The organism is Paramicrobacterium humi, assembly GCF_900105715.1.
Lineage (GTDB): Bacteria > Actinomycetota > Actinomycetes > Actinomycetales > Microbacteriaceae > Paramicrobacterium > Paramicrobacterium humi.
Genome location: NZ_FNRY01000001.1, coordinates 1,978,476 through 1,991,985, shown reverse-complemented (window position 1 = coordinate 1,991,985; position 13,510 = coordinate 1,978,476). Strand labels below are relative to the sequence as shown.

At 70.3% G+C, this 13,510-nt stretch carries 13 protein-coding genes; 7 read left to right on the top strand and 6 right to left on the bottom strand.

From position 1 onward, the window contains the following. Window positions 1-2: 2 nt before the first annotated feature. Window positions 3-623: a CGNR zinc finger domain-containing protein gene (locus BLV49_RS09875; protein WP_091183373.1), complete on the top strand. Its 621-nt coding sequence runs from the start codon at window positions 3-5 to the stop codon at window positions 621-623. Here BLV49_RS09875 and BLV49_RS09870 read toward each other — a convergent pair. Beyond that, entirely contained in the window at window positions 608-1,120 is a 513-nt protein-coding gene (locus BLV49_RS09870; protein ID WP_245723604.1) for a 2-phosphosulfolactate phosphatase, read from the bottom strand. The genes BLV49_RS09875 and BLV49_RS09870 overlap by 16 nt on opposite strands. Window positions 1,121-1,268: 148 nt before the next feature. Then, window positions 1,269-1,772 carry an EVE domain-containing protein gene (locus BLV49_RS09865; protein WP_091183369.1) on the bottom strand — a complete coding sequence of 168 codons (504 nt, stop codon included), beginning with the start codon at window positions 1,770-1,772 and terminating at the stop codon, window positions 1,269-1,271. A gap of 45 nt (window positions 1,773-1,817) precedes the next feature. Between BLV49_RS09865 and BLV49_RS09860 the strand changes: the two genes are divergently transcribed. Continuing rightward, complete coding sequence (locus BLV49_RS09860) at window positions 1,818-2,342, top strand: hypothetical protein (RefSeq protein ID WP_091183365.1); 525 nt, start codon at window positions 1,818-1,820, stop codon at window positions 2,340-2,342. 194 nt (window positions 2,343-2,536) lie between these two features. Next, on the top strand, window positions 2,537-4,069 hold the full coding sequence (locus BLV49_RS09855; RefSeq protein ID WP_091183363.1) for a DEAD/DEAH box helicase: 1,533 nt from the start codon (window positions 2,537-2,539) through the stop codon (window positions 4,067-4,069). A 121-nt stretch (window positions 4,070-4,190) separates the two neighbouring features. On the opposite strand, the gene BLV49_RS09850 is transcribed toward BLV49_RS09855, so the two are convergent. Next, window positions 4,191-5,216, bottom strand: a complete 1,026-nt coding sequence (locus BLV49_RS09850; protein ID WP_091183360.1) for a magnesium and cobalt transport protein CorA — start codon at window positions 5,214-5,216, stop codon at window positions 4,191-4,193. A 97-nt stretch (window positions 5,217-5,313) separates the two neighbouring features. On the opposite strand from BLV49_RS09850, the gene BLV49_RS09845 reads away from it, so the two are divergent. Next, window positions 5,314-5,829: a GNAT family N-acetyltransferase gene (locus BLV49_RS09845; protein ID WP_091183356.1), complete on the top strand. Its 516-nt coding sequence runs from the start codon at window positions 5,314-5,316 to the stop codon at window positions 5,827-5,829. Window positions 5,830-5,855: 26 nt separating this feature from the next. After that, window positions 5,856-8,846, top strand: a complete 2,991-nt coding sequence (locus BLV49_RS09840; RefSeq protein WP_091183352.1) for an alpha-mannosidase — start codon at window positions 5,856-5,858, stop codon at window positions 8,844-8,846. Between the two features lie 9 nt (window positions 8,847-8,855). Here the strand turns inward: BLV49_RS09840 and BLV49_RS09835 are convergent, their stop codons facing one another. Continuing rightward, window positions 8,856-10,127 (bottom strand): DUF998 domain-containing protein, encoded by a 1,272-nt coding sequence (locus BLV49_RS09835; RefSeq protein ID WP_091183348.1) that lies wholly within the window; start codon window positions 10,125-10,127, stop codon window positions 8,856-8,858. A gap of 25 nt (window positions 10,128-10,152) precedes the next feature. After that, window positions 10,153-10,722 carry an NUDIX hydrolase family protein gene (locus BLV49_RS09830; RefSeq protein WP_091183346.1) on the bottom strand — a complete coding sequence of 190 codons (570 nt, stop codon included), beginning with the start codon at window positions 10,720-10,722 and terminating at the stop codon, window positions 10,153-10,155. 85 nt (window positions 10,723-10,807) lie between these two features. Here BLV49_RS09830 and BLV49_RS09825 point away from each other — a divergent pair, with 85 nt between their 5' ends. Then, window positions 10,808-11,449, top strand: coding sequence for an alpha/beta hydrolase (locus BLV49_RS09825; RefSeq protein ID WP_143034025.1), 642 nt, complete (start codon window positions 10,808-10,810; stop codon window positions 11,447-11,449). A 10-nt stretch (window positions 11,450-11,459) separates the two neighbouring features. Here the strand turns inward: BLV49_RS09825 and BLV49_RS09820 are convergent, their stop codons facing one another. Further along, on the bottom strand, window positions 11,460-11,861 hold the full coding sequence (locus tag BLV49_RS09820) for a VOC family protein (RefSeq protein WP_091183342.1): 402 nt from the start codon (window positions 11,859-11,861) through the stop codon (window positions 11,460-11,462). Window positions 11,862-12,080: 219 nt separating this feature from the next. Between BLV49_RS09820 and BLV49_RS09815 the strand changes: the two genes are divergently transcribed. Continuing rightward, complete coding sequence (locus BLV49_RS09815) at window positions 12,081-13,457, top strand: HNH endonuclease signature motif containing protein (RefSeq protein ID WP_176980806.1); 1,377 nt, start codon at window positions 12,081-12,083, stop codon at window positions 13,455-13,457. Window positions 13,458-13,510: the final 53 nt, after the last annotated feature.

Sequence of the window (13,510 nt, the reverse complement as noted above, 5' to 3'; positions counted from 1 at the left end):
ACGTGATCTCGGGAGAACGCCAGTCAGACACCGGCCAGTGGTTCGAATCGCGTGAGGGCACCCGATGGTGGTTCGACTCCGGTGCGCTGAGCCTCGACTTCGCGTACACGGGCAGCATGGGCGCCCAGCCCGGCGAGCCCGGCCACGGCTGGGAGCAGCTGGTCAACACCGCCGATCTCGACGACTGGCTCGCCGACCGCTTCACCGTCACGCCGAGCTCCGAGCGGGACCTGCGCGACGCCCTCACGCTGCGCGACGCGCTCAGCCACGCGACCCTCGCCGCGGCGATGGGGCGCCCCCTCGCGAGACGCGACATCGACGTCGTCAACCTCTATGCGGCAACTCCCGACCTGCCGCCGCGCCTCGACGGCGGCTCACGGCAGGCCGGTCGCACGCGCGCCCGCGCGGCGCAGGCGCTCGCGACGATCGCGCGCGACGGCGTCGCCGTGTTCAGCGGTGAGCGCGCCGGGCGCATTCGCACGTGCGACGGCGAGGACTGCGCCCTGATCTACCTCGACACCTCCCGTGCCGGCTCGCGGCGCTGGTGCTCGATGCAGCGCTGCGGCAACCGGCACAAGGTGCGCCAGCACCGCGCCAGGCAGAAGGCTCAGGCCCGCTCGTAGCCTTCGTCGCCGAGCACGGGCACGTTGGTCGAGGAATCGAGCTTCCCGGCGGCGACGACGTGCTCGCGCCGGCCAGACGCGGCGAGTGCCTTGCCGGCGACCGACGCGGTGAGCAAGTGCCCGACGGCGCGCTTGAGGCCGGTGAACGCCGCGCACGCAGCTGCAGCCTCGGGCGCCGCGTAGTCGATGCCGAGTTCGGCGAGGGCGTCAATAACGGCGCCCGCCGCAAGGAGGTCCTCGACCGAGAATCGCGGCGAAGCGGCATCCGAGCCCGCCGCGACTATGGCGGCGCGCACGCGGTCGCCCTGGGACACCTGCTGCGCGAGCACCCACTGGGCCGCCGCCGTGCGGTTGCGCAGCGATGCCGCGATCACAGGGACACCGTAACGGCGCGCCGCGGTCGCGATCGCGTCGCCCGCGGCATCCGCGACGGGCACCGTGGCTTGCGCGTGGTCGTCGAACTCGGGCGAGGAGAACGCGTCGACGACGATGATCACTCCGGCCCCCGGCGCGATCGCATCGAGCCCGGCATGCCCCAGTCAAAGCGCACTTCGTACACGGACTGGTCGGTGGCGGTGCTCTCGGTCATGCTCTCAGGGTACTGAGGGCGGATGCCGCGAGCGGCCGTGTTGCGGCGTGTGACGGTCAGAACCACTCGCGCTCGCGCGGCGGCTCGGGAATGACGTCGGTCGCGATGCGCTCCCAGCGGCGGTCTTCCGGGGCCGGCATGCGCATCGCCTCGCGGATGACGTCCCAGTCGTGGCGGCTGAGCTCGAGCACGCCGCGGCGCAGCTGCATGCCCCAGTTGCGCTTGTTGCGCGTGAACTCGAGGTGGTCGCGCAGCGGCCGGATGGGCGCCTCGACCGCGGGCCGGTACCAGTCGATGCGTCGCCGCCAGTGCCGGGCGGCCGCGCCCGCCAGGCGGTCGGCGGAATACACGTCGGCGTCGGCGACGCGACCGATCGCGGTGAACGCCCGCAGCGGCTCGCCGTCGATCTCCTCGCGCGGCGAGTAGTAGACGAGCCCGTCGGCCTCGGCGAGTCGGGCGATGTCGTCGCGGCTGCCGTGATTGAGCTGCCCGATGCCAAGGCGCACTGCCTCGCGCACGTGGTCGCGCTGCACCACCCCGAGCCAGTATCGGATCGCCATGAGGCCTTTCTACCGGTAATCACCGACGCGGGGCACAATTGGTCTATGTTCGTGCAGCTGAAGATGGTGCTCGCCACCGACCCGGCCGCCGCGTGGCGCGCGCTTCGCTCGCCGACGGTGATGCGTGAACTCTATGCGCCGCTGCTCGACATCGGCGCCGAGTCGACCGCGACACGCTGGGGCGCGACGAGCGCCGAGGTGCCCGTGCGCCTCGCGGGGCTCGTGCCGATCGGCCGCCAGCTCATCGACCTCGAGTACGACGAGGAGCGCCGCCCCGGCGTGAAGATCATGCGCGACACGGGCGGCCCGCGCTCGGGACCCCTCGCCCTGCTGCGCGGCTGGAACCACCGCATGGCGATCTCCCCCGCAGACGGCCATCCGGGGCTCACGCTGCTGCGCGACCGCCTCACCTTCCACGGCCCTGCCGCCGCGGCCTATTGGTACCCGCTCTGGGCGATGTGGCAGTGGCGCGGCTCCCGCCTGCGCGACATGGCACCGAGCTGGGCCTTCGACCCGCAGCTCGTGCCTCCCGACGCCACAGACGAATCGGATGCCGCCACGGGCTCCTGAACCGCCGGGCGGGCTCCCAGCATCCATCCAGTACACTGGGAGAACTTGCGGGCACGCTCGTGCCCCCTGCGTCGTAGACGCTTCCTCTCTCCCCGTCACCGGGTCGAGACAGATCATACGGCGAACGAATGCGCGGACCCGCGCCTTCGCCATCTCTCCGCCATGACGCGCGGATCCCTTGCCTGAAAGGCACCATGCAAGACACCACCTTCGGCGCGCTCGGCGTGCCCGCACCCCTCGTCGCCGCCCTCGCGAAGGACGACAAGACGACGGCCTTCCCGATCCAGGTCGACACGCTGCCCGACACGCTCGCCGGGCGCGACGTGCTCGGCCGCGGCCGCACCGGAAGCGGCAAGACCCTCGCGTTCTCCATTCCCATGGCGGCGCGCCTCGGCACGCAGCTCGCGGGCGGCAAGCGCCGTCCCGGCCGTCCCCTCGGCCTCGTTCTCGCCCCGACCCGCGAGCTCGCGACGCAGATCGACGCGGTCCTCGCGCCCCTCGCCGCGGCATACGGCATGACGACCACCACGATCTACGGCGGAATCAACCAGCGCCGCCAGGTCGAGGCCCTCAACGCCGGCGTCGACATCGTCGTCGCCTGCCCCGGCCGCCTCGAGGACCTCATGAAGCAGGGCTTCGTGCGCCTCGACGCCGTCGAGGTCACGGTTCTCGACGAGGCCGACCACATGGCCGACCTCGGCTTCCTCCCCGTCGTGACCCGTCTGCTCGCCGCGACGCCCGAGCACGGCCAGCGGATGCTGTTCTCGGCCACGCTCGACAACGGCGTGGACAAGCTCGTGAAGCGGTTCCTCCACAACGAGGTTCTGCACTCGATCGACGACGAGATCTCGCCCGTCGAGGCCATGACGCACCACGTGTTCATGATCGACGGCGCCGAGGCCAAGAAGGACCTCGTCGAGAAGCTCGCCTCCGGTCTGGGACGCCGCATCCTCTTCACGCGCACGAAGCACCACGCGAAGAAGCTCGCGAAGCAGCTCACCGCTTCCGGCATCCCCTCGGTCGATCTGCACGGCAACCTCTCGCAGCCGCAGCGCGACCGCAACCTCGCGGCGTTCAGCGACGGCAGCGCCCGTGTCCTCGTCGCGACCGACGTCGCCGCGCGCGGTGTGCACGTCGACAACGTCGAGCTCGTCGTGCACGTCGACCCGCCCATCGAGCACAAGGCGTACCTGCACCGCTCCGGCCGCACGGCCCGCGCGGGCAGCTCGGGCACCGTCGCGACGGTGTGCCTGCCGAACCAGCGCGACGACCTCAAGAAGGTGCTGCGCAAGGCCGCCATCACGGTGACCCCGCAGAACGTCACCGCGTCGTCGGCCGTCGTCACGGAGCTCGTCGGCGAGACCGCGCCGTACGTGAAGCCGGCGCCGAAGCCCGTGCAGCAGCGCGGCGGTGGCACTTCGCAGGGCGCGAACGCACGCCGCAAGCGGGCAGCCCGAGGGTCGGATGCCGCCGGCCGCGGTCGCGACCAGGCGAACGCCCGCAGCACTCGCGACGCTTCCGCCGCCGACCGGCCGCGCAAGGACCGCTCCGGCCGTCCCGCCGCCGTCAAGCAGGGCCAGCAGCGCTCCGGCCAGCCGCGCGGCGCCCGCGGGAGCGGCCAGCCCGCACGGCAGGGCGGCTCGCGCGGCGTGTACAGCACGTCGACCTCCGGCGGCGGCCAGGCGACGGGCGGCGCGCGCACCCACCGCCGCGTCTCAACGCACTAGCGCAGCCTTCGGGAGCCAGTTCCGCAGTAGGGAGTCACGACATCGTGGCTCCCCACTGCGTTTCTGGCTCCGAAAGACGTTTCTGGCTCCCACGAAGCCCGGCCCGGCGGCAGGGGCGCGCTCACATCCAGTGCTTGCGCTTGAACACGAGGTACAGCACGACGCCGAGCAGCAGCATCGCCGCGAGCGCCATCGGGTAGCCGAACGCCCAGTGCAGCTCGGGCATGTCCCGGAAGTTCATGCCGTAGATCGCGCCGATGAGCGTCGGCGCGAACAGGATCGCCGCCCACGACGAGATGCGCTTCATGTCCTCGTTCTGCCGCTGCCCCACGAGCGTCGCGTTGACGGTGAGGATCTGCGTCAGCAGCTCCCGAATCTCGGCCACCCGTGAGGTGATGCGGGCGAGGTGGTCGGACACGTCGCGCAAGTACGTCTGCAGCTCGGCCTTCGTGTTGTACTTCTCGAAGCCCGCGATGAGCTCCGTGATCACCGCCTGGAGCGGAACGGCGGCGCGCTGCAGGTCGATGACCTCGCGGCCGAGCCGGTAGATGCGCTCGGGCGCCGCGGTGTCACCGGTGAACACCTGCCCCTCGATCTCGTCGAGGTCCGTGCCGACGCCGTCGAGAACGGGGAAGTACGTGTCGACGATCGTGTCGATGACCGTGTAGAGCACGGCCTCCGTGCCGTGCGCGAGCAGCGCCGGATCCTGCCGGAACTGCTCCGGCCTCCAGTCGGGCGCGCCGGGTTCGCCCTGCCGCAGCACGATGACCCACTGGCCCTGCACGACGACGTGGAACTCGCTCACGACGACGTCCTCGGCCTCGTCGAGGTAGCCGACGGCGCGCATCACGAGGAACAGCGCGTCTCCGTAGCGTTCGATCTTCGGCCGCTGCCTGGCGTGCAGCAGGTCCTCCACGAGCACTGGGTGCAGGCTCAGCCGCTCGGCGATCTCGCGCACGTGCGACGCATCGGGCCGGTCGTACGCGACGACCGCGACCCGCTTCTCGTGCGCCGCGAGCGAGCGCGCGACGGCGTCGAGATCCGGCGCGCCGTCTACCTCGATGCGGCGGCCCTCCTCGAACACGGCGACGCGAGCCAGGTGCGGGGTGGATGCCGCAGCCGCGGCCGTGGTTCGCCTTCTGCCCATGCGGCCCCCTCTCGCGCGCCTGGTGCCAGAGTAGCGGCTGCGGCCGGCGGCATCCGGTCGATTATGAACCGACGTGAAGTCGCGGTACCGTCTGGATATGGACACCAAGGATGCTGCCATCGACACACTCGACGTCATCGTGCGACCCGTGCGCGACGTTGACGCGGAGGCGCTCGGGCGCGTTCACGCCCAGTGCTGGCATGAGACGTACGACCACCTGATCAGCGAGGCCGCGCTCGAGCGCGTCTCGCCGCGCCGCATGGCGGAGCTGTGGACGCACTGGGCGAGCCAGGGCGACGAGTACCACCAGTACGCCGCCCTCGTCGACGGGGAGATCGTCGGCTTCGTCGGCTCGGGTCCCGCGCGCGACGAGGACGCCCCGCGCGAGCGTGAGCTGTACTTCATCTACATGCTCGCCGCGTACCACGGCACGGGCATCGGGCAGAAGCTGTTCGACGCCGCGTGCGGCGACCGGCCCGGCTACCTGTGGGTCGCCGACGACAACCCGCGCGCGCACGGCTTCTACAAGCGCAACGGCTTCGAGCGCGACGGCGCCCAGCAAGTGCAGCAGTTCCTCGGCGAGGACCTGCTCGAAGTGCGGCTCGTCCGCTAGCGCCGCCGTCGCGCGGAGGAGCCGCCATGCACGACGACACCTCGCTCACCGTCGGCCGGGTGCTGCGCGTGCTCGCGGAGCGCGTGCTGCCCGCCGTGTACTCGGCGGCCGTCCCGTTCCGCGTGCAGGCGCGCGAGCTGCCCGGCGAGCCGATCCCGCCCGGCGACGCGATGGCGCTGCCGTTCGAGGACGCGCGCGTGCCCGCCCCGTGGGGACCGGCGTGGTCGACGACGTGGTTCCGGCTTGTCGGGGAGATTCCGACGGAGTGGGCGGGGCGGCGCGTGGAGGCGCGCGTGGACCTCGGCTTCGACGAGTCGCTCACGGGCTTCCAGTGCGAGGCGCTCGTGTACCGGCCCGACGGCACGCCCGTGAAGGCGCTCAACCCGCGCAACCAGTGGATTCCCGTCGCCGAGGCCGCGGCCGGCGGCGAGCGCGTCGAGCTCTACCTCGAGGCGGCCGCGAACCCCCTGCTGCTCGAGCACCACCCGTTCCTGCCGACGCGCGAGGGCGACCTCGCGACGGCGTCGACGGAGCCGCTGTACCGCGCCCGCCGCATGGAGCTCGCCGTGTTCGAGGCGGAGGTGTTCGAGCTCTCCCTCGACCTCGAGGTGCTCTACGGCCTGCAGGGCGAGCTGCCCGAGACGGCGCCGCGCCGCATGCGCATTCTGCAGGCGCTCGACGACGCCCTCGACGCGCTCGACCTGCAACGCATCCCCGAGACCGCGGCGGCCGCGCGCGCCGAGCTCGCCGCCGTGCTCGCCTCGCCCGCGGAGGCGAGCGCCCACCGCATCGCCGCGATCGGCCACTCCCACATCGACTCGGCGTGGCTGTGGCCCGTGCGGGAGACGATCCGCAAGGTCGCCCGCACGGCCTCGTCGATGACGGCGCTCCTCGACGAGGACCCCGAGTTCCTGTACGGCATGTCGAGCGCGCAGCAGTACGCGTGGCTCAAGCAGCACCGTCCCGCCGTGTTCGCGCGCGTCGCCGACGCCGTCGCCGCCGGCCGCTTCCTCCCCCTCGGCGGCATGTGGGTGGAATCCGACACGGTCATGCCGACGGGCGAGTCGCTCGTGCGCCAGTTCTCGCACGGGCAGCGCTTCTTCGAGGCCGAGTTCGGGCAGCGCTGCCGCGGCGTGTGGCTGCCCGACAGCTTCGGCTACTCCCCCGCGCTGCCGCAGCTCATGCGCCGCGCGGGCTTCGAATGGTTCTTCACGCAGAAGATCTCGTGGAACCAGCGCAACGCGTTCCCGCACCACTCCTTCCTGTGGGAGGGCATCGACGGCTCCCGCGTGTTCACGCACTTCCCGCCCATGGACACCTACAGCTCGCAGCTCTCCGCGACGGAGGTCGCGAGGGCCTCCCGCCAGTTCACCGAGAGCCGCGTCGCGTCGAGCTCGATCGCGCCCGTCGGCTGGGGCGACGGCGGAGGCGGCACCACGCGTGAGATGACGGGGAAGGCGAACCGCCTCGCGAACCTCGAGGGCAGCGCGCGCGTCGCCTGGCGGCATCCTGACGACTTCTTCGACGAGGCCAAGGCGGAGCTTCGGCATCCGCCCGTCTGGGTCGGCGAGCTCTACCTCGAGCTGCACCGTGGCACGCTCACGAGCCAGCACGCGACGAAGGCCGGCAACCGCCGCGCCGAGCACGCGCTCCTCGAGGCCGAGCTGTGGGCGACGACCGCCGCCGTGCGCGGCGACCTCGCCTACCCGTACGACGAGCTCGACCGACTGTGGCAGCTGCTTCTGCTGCAGCAGTTCCACGACATCCTGCCGGGCACCTCGATCGCGTGGGTGCACCGCGAGGCGGTCGCGACGCTCGCCGGCATCGTCACGGACGCCCACCGCCTCGCCGATGCCGCCCGGCGCGCGCTCGCGGGCAACGGTGAGCGCGAACTCGTGTTCTCCCCTGTCTCGACGGCGGGACCCGTGCCCCTCGGCGCGGGCGAGATCAGACGATCGGATGCCGCCAGCCGGCTGAGCCGCGACGGCGACGGGTTCGTGCTCGAGAACGCCCGCGTTCGGGTCGCGGTCTCGGCGGAGGGCCTCGTGACCTCCGCGATCGACGCGGCGAGCGGCCGCGATGCGATCGCATCGGGCGCCGCGGCGAACCTGCTGCAGCTGCACCAGGACTTCCCGAACATGTGGGACGCGTGGGACATCGACGCGTTCTACCGCAATCGCGTCACCGATGTGCGAAGCGTCGACGCGATCGACGGCCGCGTGGTCGACGGCGTCGCCGAAGTCGTGATCGAGCGGTCGTTCTCGCACTCGCGCGTGCGGCAGGTGATCTCGCTCGCGCCGGAGACGGCGACCGTGCGACTGCGCGCCGAGATCGACTGGCACGAGACCGAGAAGCTTCTGAAGCTCGCGTTCCCGCTCGACGTGCACGCGGCGCACACGGAGGCGGAGACGCAGTTCGGCTTCCAGGTCCGACCGACGCACGTGAACACGAGCTGGGAGGCGGCGAAGTTCGAGACGTCGATGCACCGGTTCGTGCTCGTGCGCGAGCCCGGCTTCGGCGTCGCGCTCGTGAACGACTCGATCTACGGCTACGACACCACTCGCGACGCGGGCGAGGACGGCGTCACGACGACGGTGCGACTCTCGCTGCTGCGCGCCCCGCGATTCCCCGACCCCGACACCGATCACGGCGCGCACGTCATCACGACGGGACTCGTGATCGGCGCCGACCCCGCCGAAGCGACGGCCGCGGGCCTCACGCTCAACGCGCCGCCGACGACCATGCGTGGCGCGAGGGAGGTGCCGCCGCTCGTCGAGGTCACCGGGGAGGGCGTCGTCGTGTCCGCGGTGAAGCTTGCGGACGACCGCTCCGGCGACGTCATCGTGCGCGTCTACGAGGCGCTCGGCGCGCGCACGCACGGGCGCATCGAGGCGGCGTTCCCGCACGCGGAGATCCGCGAGGTCACACTTCTGGAAGACGAACTCGACGAGCCGCGCAGAGGCGCCGAGTTCTCGCTCACGCCGTTCGAGGTGCGCACGCTGCGCATCGCGCGCTGAGCGGCGGCCTCAGCGCTGCAGGCCCGTGTCGTGCGGGTCGGGCAGCGTCGCAGGCCTCGGCGGCACGTGCTCCGGGAGCGGGGCCGTGCGCGGCAGGGCGCTGCCGGGCAGCTGAGCGGCAGCGGCATCCGACCCGCCTGTCGTCTCTGTTGTCTCTGTCGTCTCGCCCGCGGGAGCCGCCTCGCGCGCGTCGAGCAGGGCGGCGAGGAAGCGCACGAACATGGTGATCCACGCGAACAGCACGCCGAACGCGATGAGCTCGTAGTTCGTCAGCGGCAGGAAGCCGATGCCGTAGAACAGCCACGTCGCGAGCGCGAGCAGCAGCAGCCCGCCGAGCGTCGCGAGGAAGAACGGCAGCGGCATGCCGCGCAGCACGATCGGCGAGACGAGCATGAGGATGCCGAACAGCGCCGACAGCCCGATCGCGAACGTGTTGTGCACGACGATGCTGACGTTCACGGGGCAGAACCCGATTCCCGCGAGGGCGACGCCCATGGCGATGAACAGGCCCGAGACGACGGATGCCGCCGGGCGGTAGCGGATGACGCCGGCGGCGTGCAGGTTGCGGATGTCGCGATCGACGTAGAGGGCGAAGGTCGTGACGAGCGCGCCGGCGGCGATGAGGATCGCGTTGAAGCTGATGCTCGGCCGGTTGCCGTACGCGCCGAGCACGCTGATCTGGTAGCGCCACCAGACGGGGTCGGTCGACGTCGCCATCGCGGTGAGCAGCCCGACGCCGACGAACAGGAACATCCGCTGCGAGAGGTTGACGGTGTTGAGCCGCGACACCGCGAGATAGAGCATGTACGCGGCGAGGCCGACGACGATCGCGCAGCCGATCGACGCGCTCACGGGGTCGATCGAGAGGCGGCGGAAGGCGAGCTGCACGACGTACAGAAGCAGCGCCGTCGCGAGCGCGCCGAGCGCCGTGTGCACGACGGCGACGACGATCGCGTCGAGCGTGAACTTCCACCACGGCAGGGCGAGGCGCCACTCCTGCCCGGGCAGACGGCGCGAGCGCCAGTACCCGAAACCGGCGGACACGGTGCCGAGAACGGCGACGGCGACGACGGAGACCATGCCGATCGACCAGCTGCCCCACTCCCAGTTCGCCCAGATCGCCGCCGACTTGCCGCCGAAGACGATGACGGCGAAGACTCCGCCGATGAAGCCCGCGATGACGCCGGCGACGAGCGCCTCCGTCTCGACCTTGACGCCGCCCCGCGCCGCCCCGGCCGCGGACGCAGGACGCGCGCGATTTCGGCGCAGGGCTGCTGACATCACGGGCCCAGTCTAGGGAATCGGCTCAGATGAGGCCCCCGACGCTCGCGAGCGCCATGCGCAGGAGCGTGCCGCGGCCGCCCTCCATCTCGTCGGCGACGGCGTCGGACTGCGCTTCCACCGGGGTCATCCACGTGAGCTCGAGAGCGTCCTGCCGCGGCTCGCACGTGCCCGTGACGGGAACCACATAGGCGAGCGCGACGGCGTGCTGGCGCTCGTCGGTGAAGGGTGACAGGCCGGGGAGCGGGAAGTACTCGGCGACGTGGAACGGCACGGGCGAGGCGGGAAGCAGCGGGAAGGCCATCGGTCCGAGGTCCTTCTCGAGGTGCCGGAACAGGGCGTCGCGCAGCGTCTCGCCGTACATCACGCGGCCGCTCACGAGAGTCCGCGTCATCTGCCCCGTCGCTGTCGCGCGCAGCAGCACGCCGACCTCGGTGACGACGCCGAGCCCGTCGACGCGCACGGGAACCGCTTCGACGTACAGCAGCGGCAGCCGGTGTCGAATCTGCTCGAGCTCGATGTCGCTCAGCCAGCCCGGGGTGGCTGCGGGCTGCGGATCGTCGGGCTCATCTGCGTCTGGAGTGCGTACGGCCATGCTCCATTGTTGCAAGAGTCCGCCGAACCCGCTGTCGGAGCGCGCCGGTAGGCTGACTTCCACCGCTTCAGCCGAGGAGGATGCCGTGTCCCAGCCCACGATCGACGCCGACGCCGTCATGTGGTCCGCGTCGGAAGCCGACCGCGCAGACCGCCCCCTCCTCGTCCTCCTGCACGGGTACGGCTCGCACGAGGGCGACCTCTTCGGCCTCGCGCCGTCGCTGCCGCTCGAACCGGTTATCGCGTCGCTGCGGGCGCCGCTCGTCGCGCCGTGGCCCATCGACGGCTGGTCCTGGTTTCCGCGTGACGGCGAGGCGCGTCCCGATCGCGACACGATCAATGCGTCGACGGATGCCGTCATCGGCTGGCTCGACGATCTCACCGTGCAGCCGACCGTCGTCGGCCTCATGGGCTTCTCGCAGGGCGGCGCGATGACGATGCAGCTCATGCGGCGGGCTCCGGATCGCTTCGACTACGGCGTCGTCATGGCCGGCTTCGTGTGTCCCGATCAGGAGCCGGGCGATGCCGTGCTCGCAGAGCGGAAGCCCCCGATCTTCTGGGGCCGCGGAACGCTCGACGACGTCATTCCCGAGGCCGCGATCGTCCGCACGACCGACTGGCTCACGGCGCACTCGACACTGTCGGGTCGCATCTACGAGGGCCTCGGGCACGGCATCAACCAGCAGGCGGCGTCCGACGTGAGGGCTTTCATCCAGCGCCAGCTGTAGCGGCGAAGCCCTACGGCTTCGGCTGCGCTTCCGGAATGGTCGGCTGGAACAGCTCGACAGGGTTGCCCGACGGATCCTCGATGAGCACTTGGTTTCCGCCGACCCCCACGACGATGTCGTTGCGAAAGCGAACGCCCGCGGCCCGCAGCCGCTCCACCGTCTCCTCGAGATCGTCGACGACGAGTGAGATCCGGTTCCAGCCGCCCGGCGTGGGCCGCGTACCGTCGGGCATCGATGCTCCTCCGCCGCCCTGCTCGTTTGGCGCGCTGAGCAGCAGTCGAAGCTCGCCCCGATCGAGCATGGCGAATACCGGCGCGGGATGCATGACTTCGTCGAAGCCGAGATATCGGCAGTAGAAATTGAGTGCGGCATCGACGTCGTCGACGATGTAGCGAACGCTCACCCTGGCCATGCGCTTCCTCCTTCAGCTGCCCCTTCTCGCCATGTTTGCTCGCCGATGATTCATCCACAAGTAGCTGTTGTTTCGACTTCTCCACCACCGTCCTATATTCGTAGTTGTGTTCGAGTGAATGTCGGTGGGTGATGGCAGAGTAAACCCATGGTAATCCTCAACGATGACGATAAACACCCACCCGAAAGCCGCGACTCCCGGATCGGGAAACTGGCGGTGATGGTCGAAGAGATCTCCGAGCAGTATCAGCTTCTCGCCGTGGTGCAGGCGCAGGTGTCCACGATGCTCGCGGATCTTCTGGACCACGCGACGGCGAACCGTGACCTGTTCGTCGCCTCCGACACGGACACGACGAAGACGCAGGAGGTTGTGCGTTCCGCCCTCGCCGGGGAACTGGCGGCGAAGATGCGGTTGTCGCAGCCGATGATCACCTCGATGCTCGGCACCGCCGAAACCCTCACCACGGAACTCCCCGCCACCCTGGAAGCACTCGGTGAGGGGGTGATCACCTATCAGCATGCGCGCACTCTGATCGATCAGGCCACCGGGCTCTCCACACAGGATCGGGCGGCGTTCGAGCAGGTCGCCCTCAAGCTGGCGAAAACCTCCACCCCGCCGCAGTTCAAGAACAAGGCCCTCGCCCTGCGCGAGAGCCTGCACCCGGAAACCAGCCTGCAACGCCACGAGGCGGCAGCTTCGGATCGGCGGGTAGAGCACTGGAACGCTCCCGACGGAATGGGCTGGCTCGCCCTCTACGCCCCCGTCGAGGTAACCCAGAGCATATTCAACGCCTGCCACACCACCGCCAAAAGCCTCCGCAAAACCGGCGATCAGCGCACCATCGGGCAACTCACCGCCGACGTTCTCACCGACGCGGCCATGAACGGGCTCACCGCTGGAGCTACCACCGGTCGCGACAGCGGTGAGGGTGCCGGTGTTCCCGTCTTCGCAGGCCGTGGTGGAGCGATCCGGCCGACGGTGCACGTGACCGTCCCGGTGATGACCCTCCTCGGCCACTCCGAGGAACCGGCAGAACTCGACGGGTACGGGCCGATCAACCCCGAGACCGCCCGCCGGCTCGCCGCCCAAGCCCCGAGCTTCACAAGGCTGCTCACCCACCCCGAAACCGGAGCCGTGCTCTCCGTCGGACGCGACCGCTACGCCGTCCCCGCCGACCTGCGAAAGACCATCGAAGTCAGAGACAAGGTCTGCGGCTTCCCCGGCTGCAACCGACCCGCACGCCAATGTGATGTGGACCACATCCTCGCCTGGCAGGACGGAGGTGAGACCGACCTCGAGAACCTCAACCCCCTGTGCCGACGCCACCACGTACTCAAACACTCGAGCACCTGGCAGGTCGAACGCGACGACGACGGGACCATCATCTGGACCTCACCCCTCGGACAGAAATACCGCATCCGACGATCCTCCAATGTCGGATTCGAACCCCTCGACGAATGCGACGAGACTCCCGAACCGGACCTCGAACCCGACATCGACGACGAGGACGAGTACTCGGCCGAGGAGCGTGACCCGGACGAGAAATGGGCGGACGAAACCGACGGCAAGGACTATCCGGAGGACCCCCAGTTCTGATCTGAAACTCGGATCGCACTTGAAGTGTTGGGCCGCGACGACCGTAACTCTGA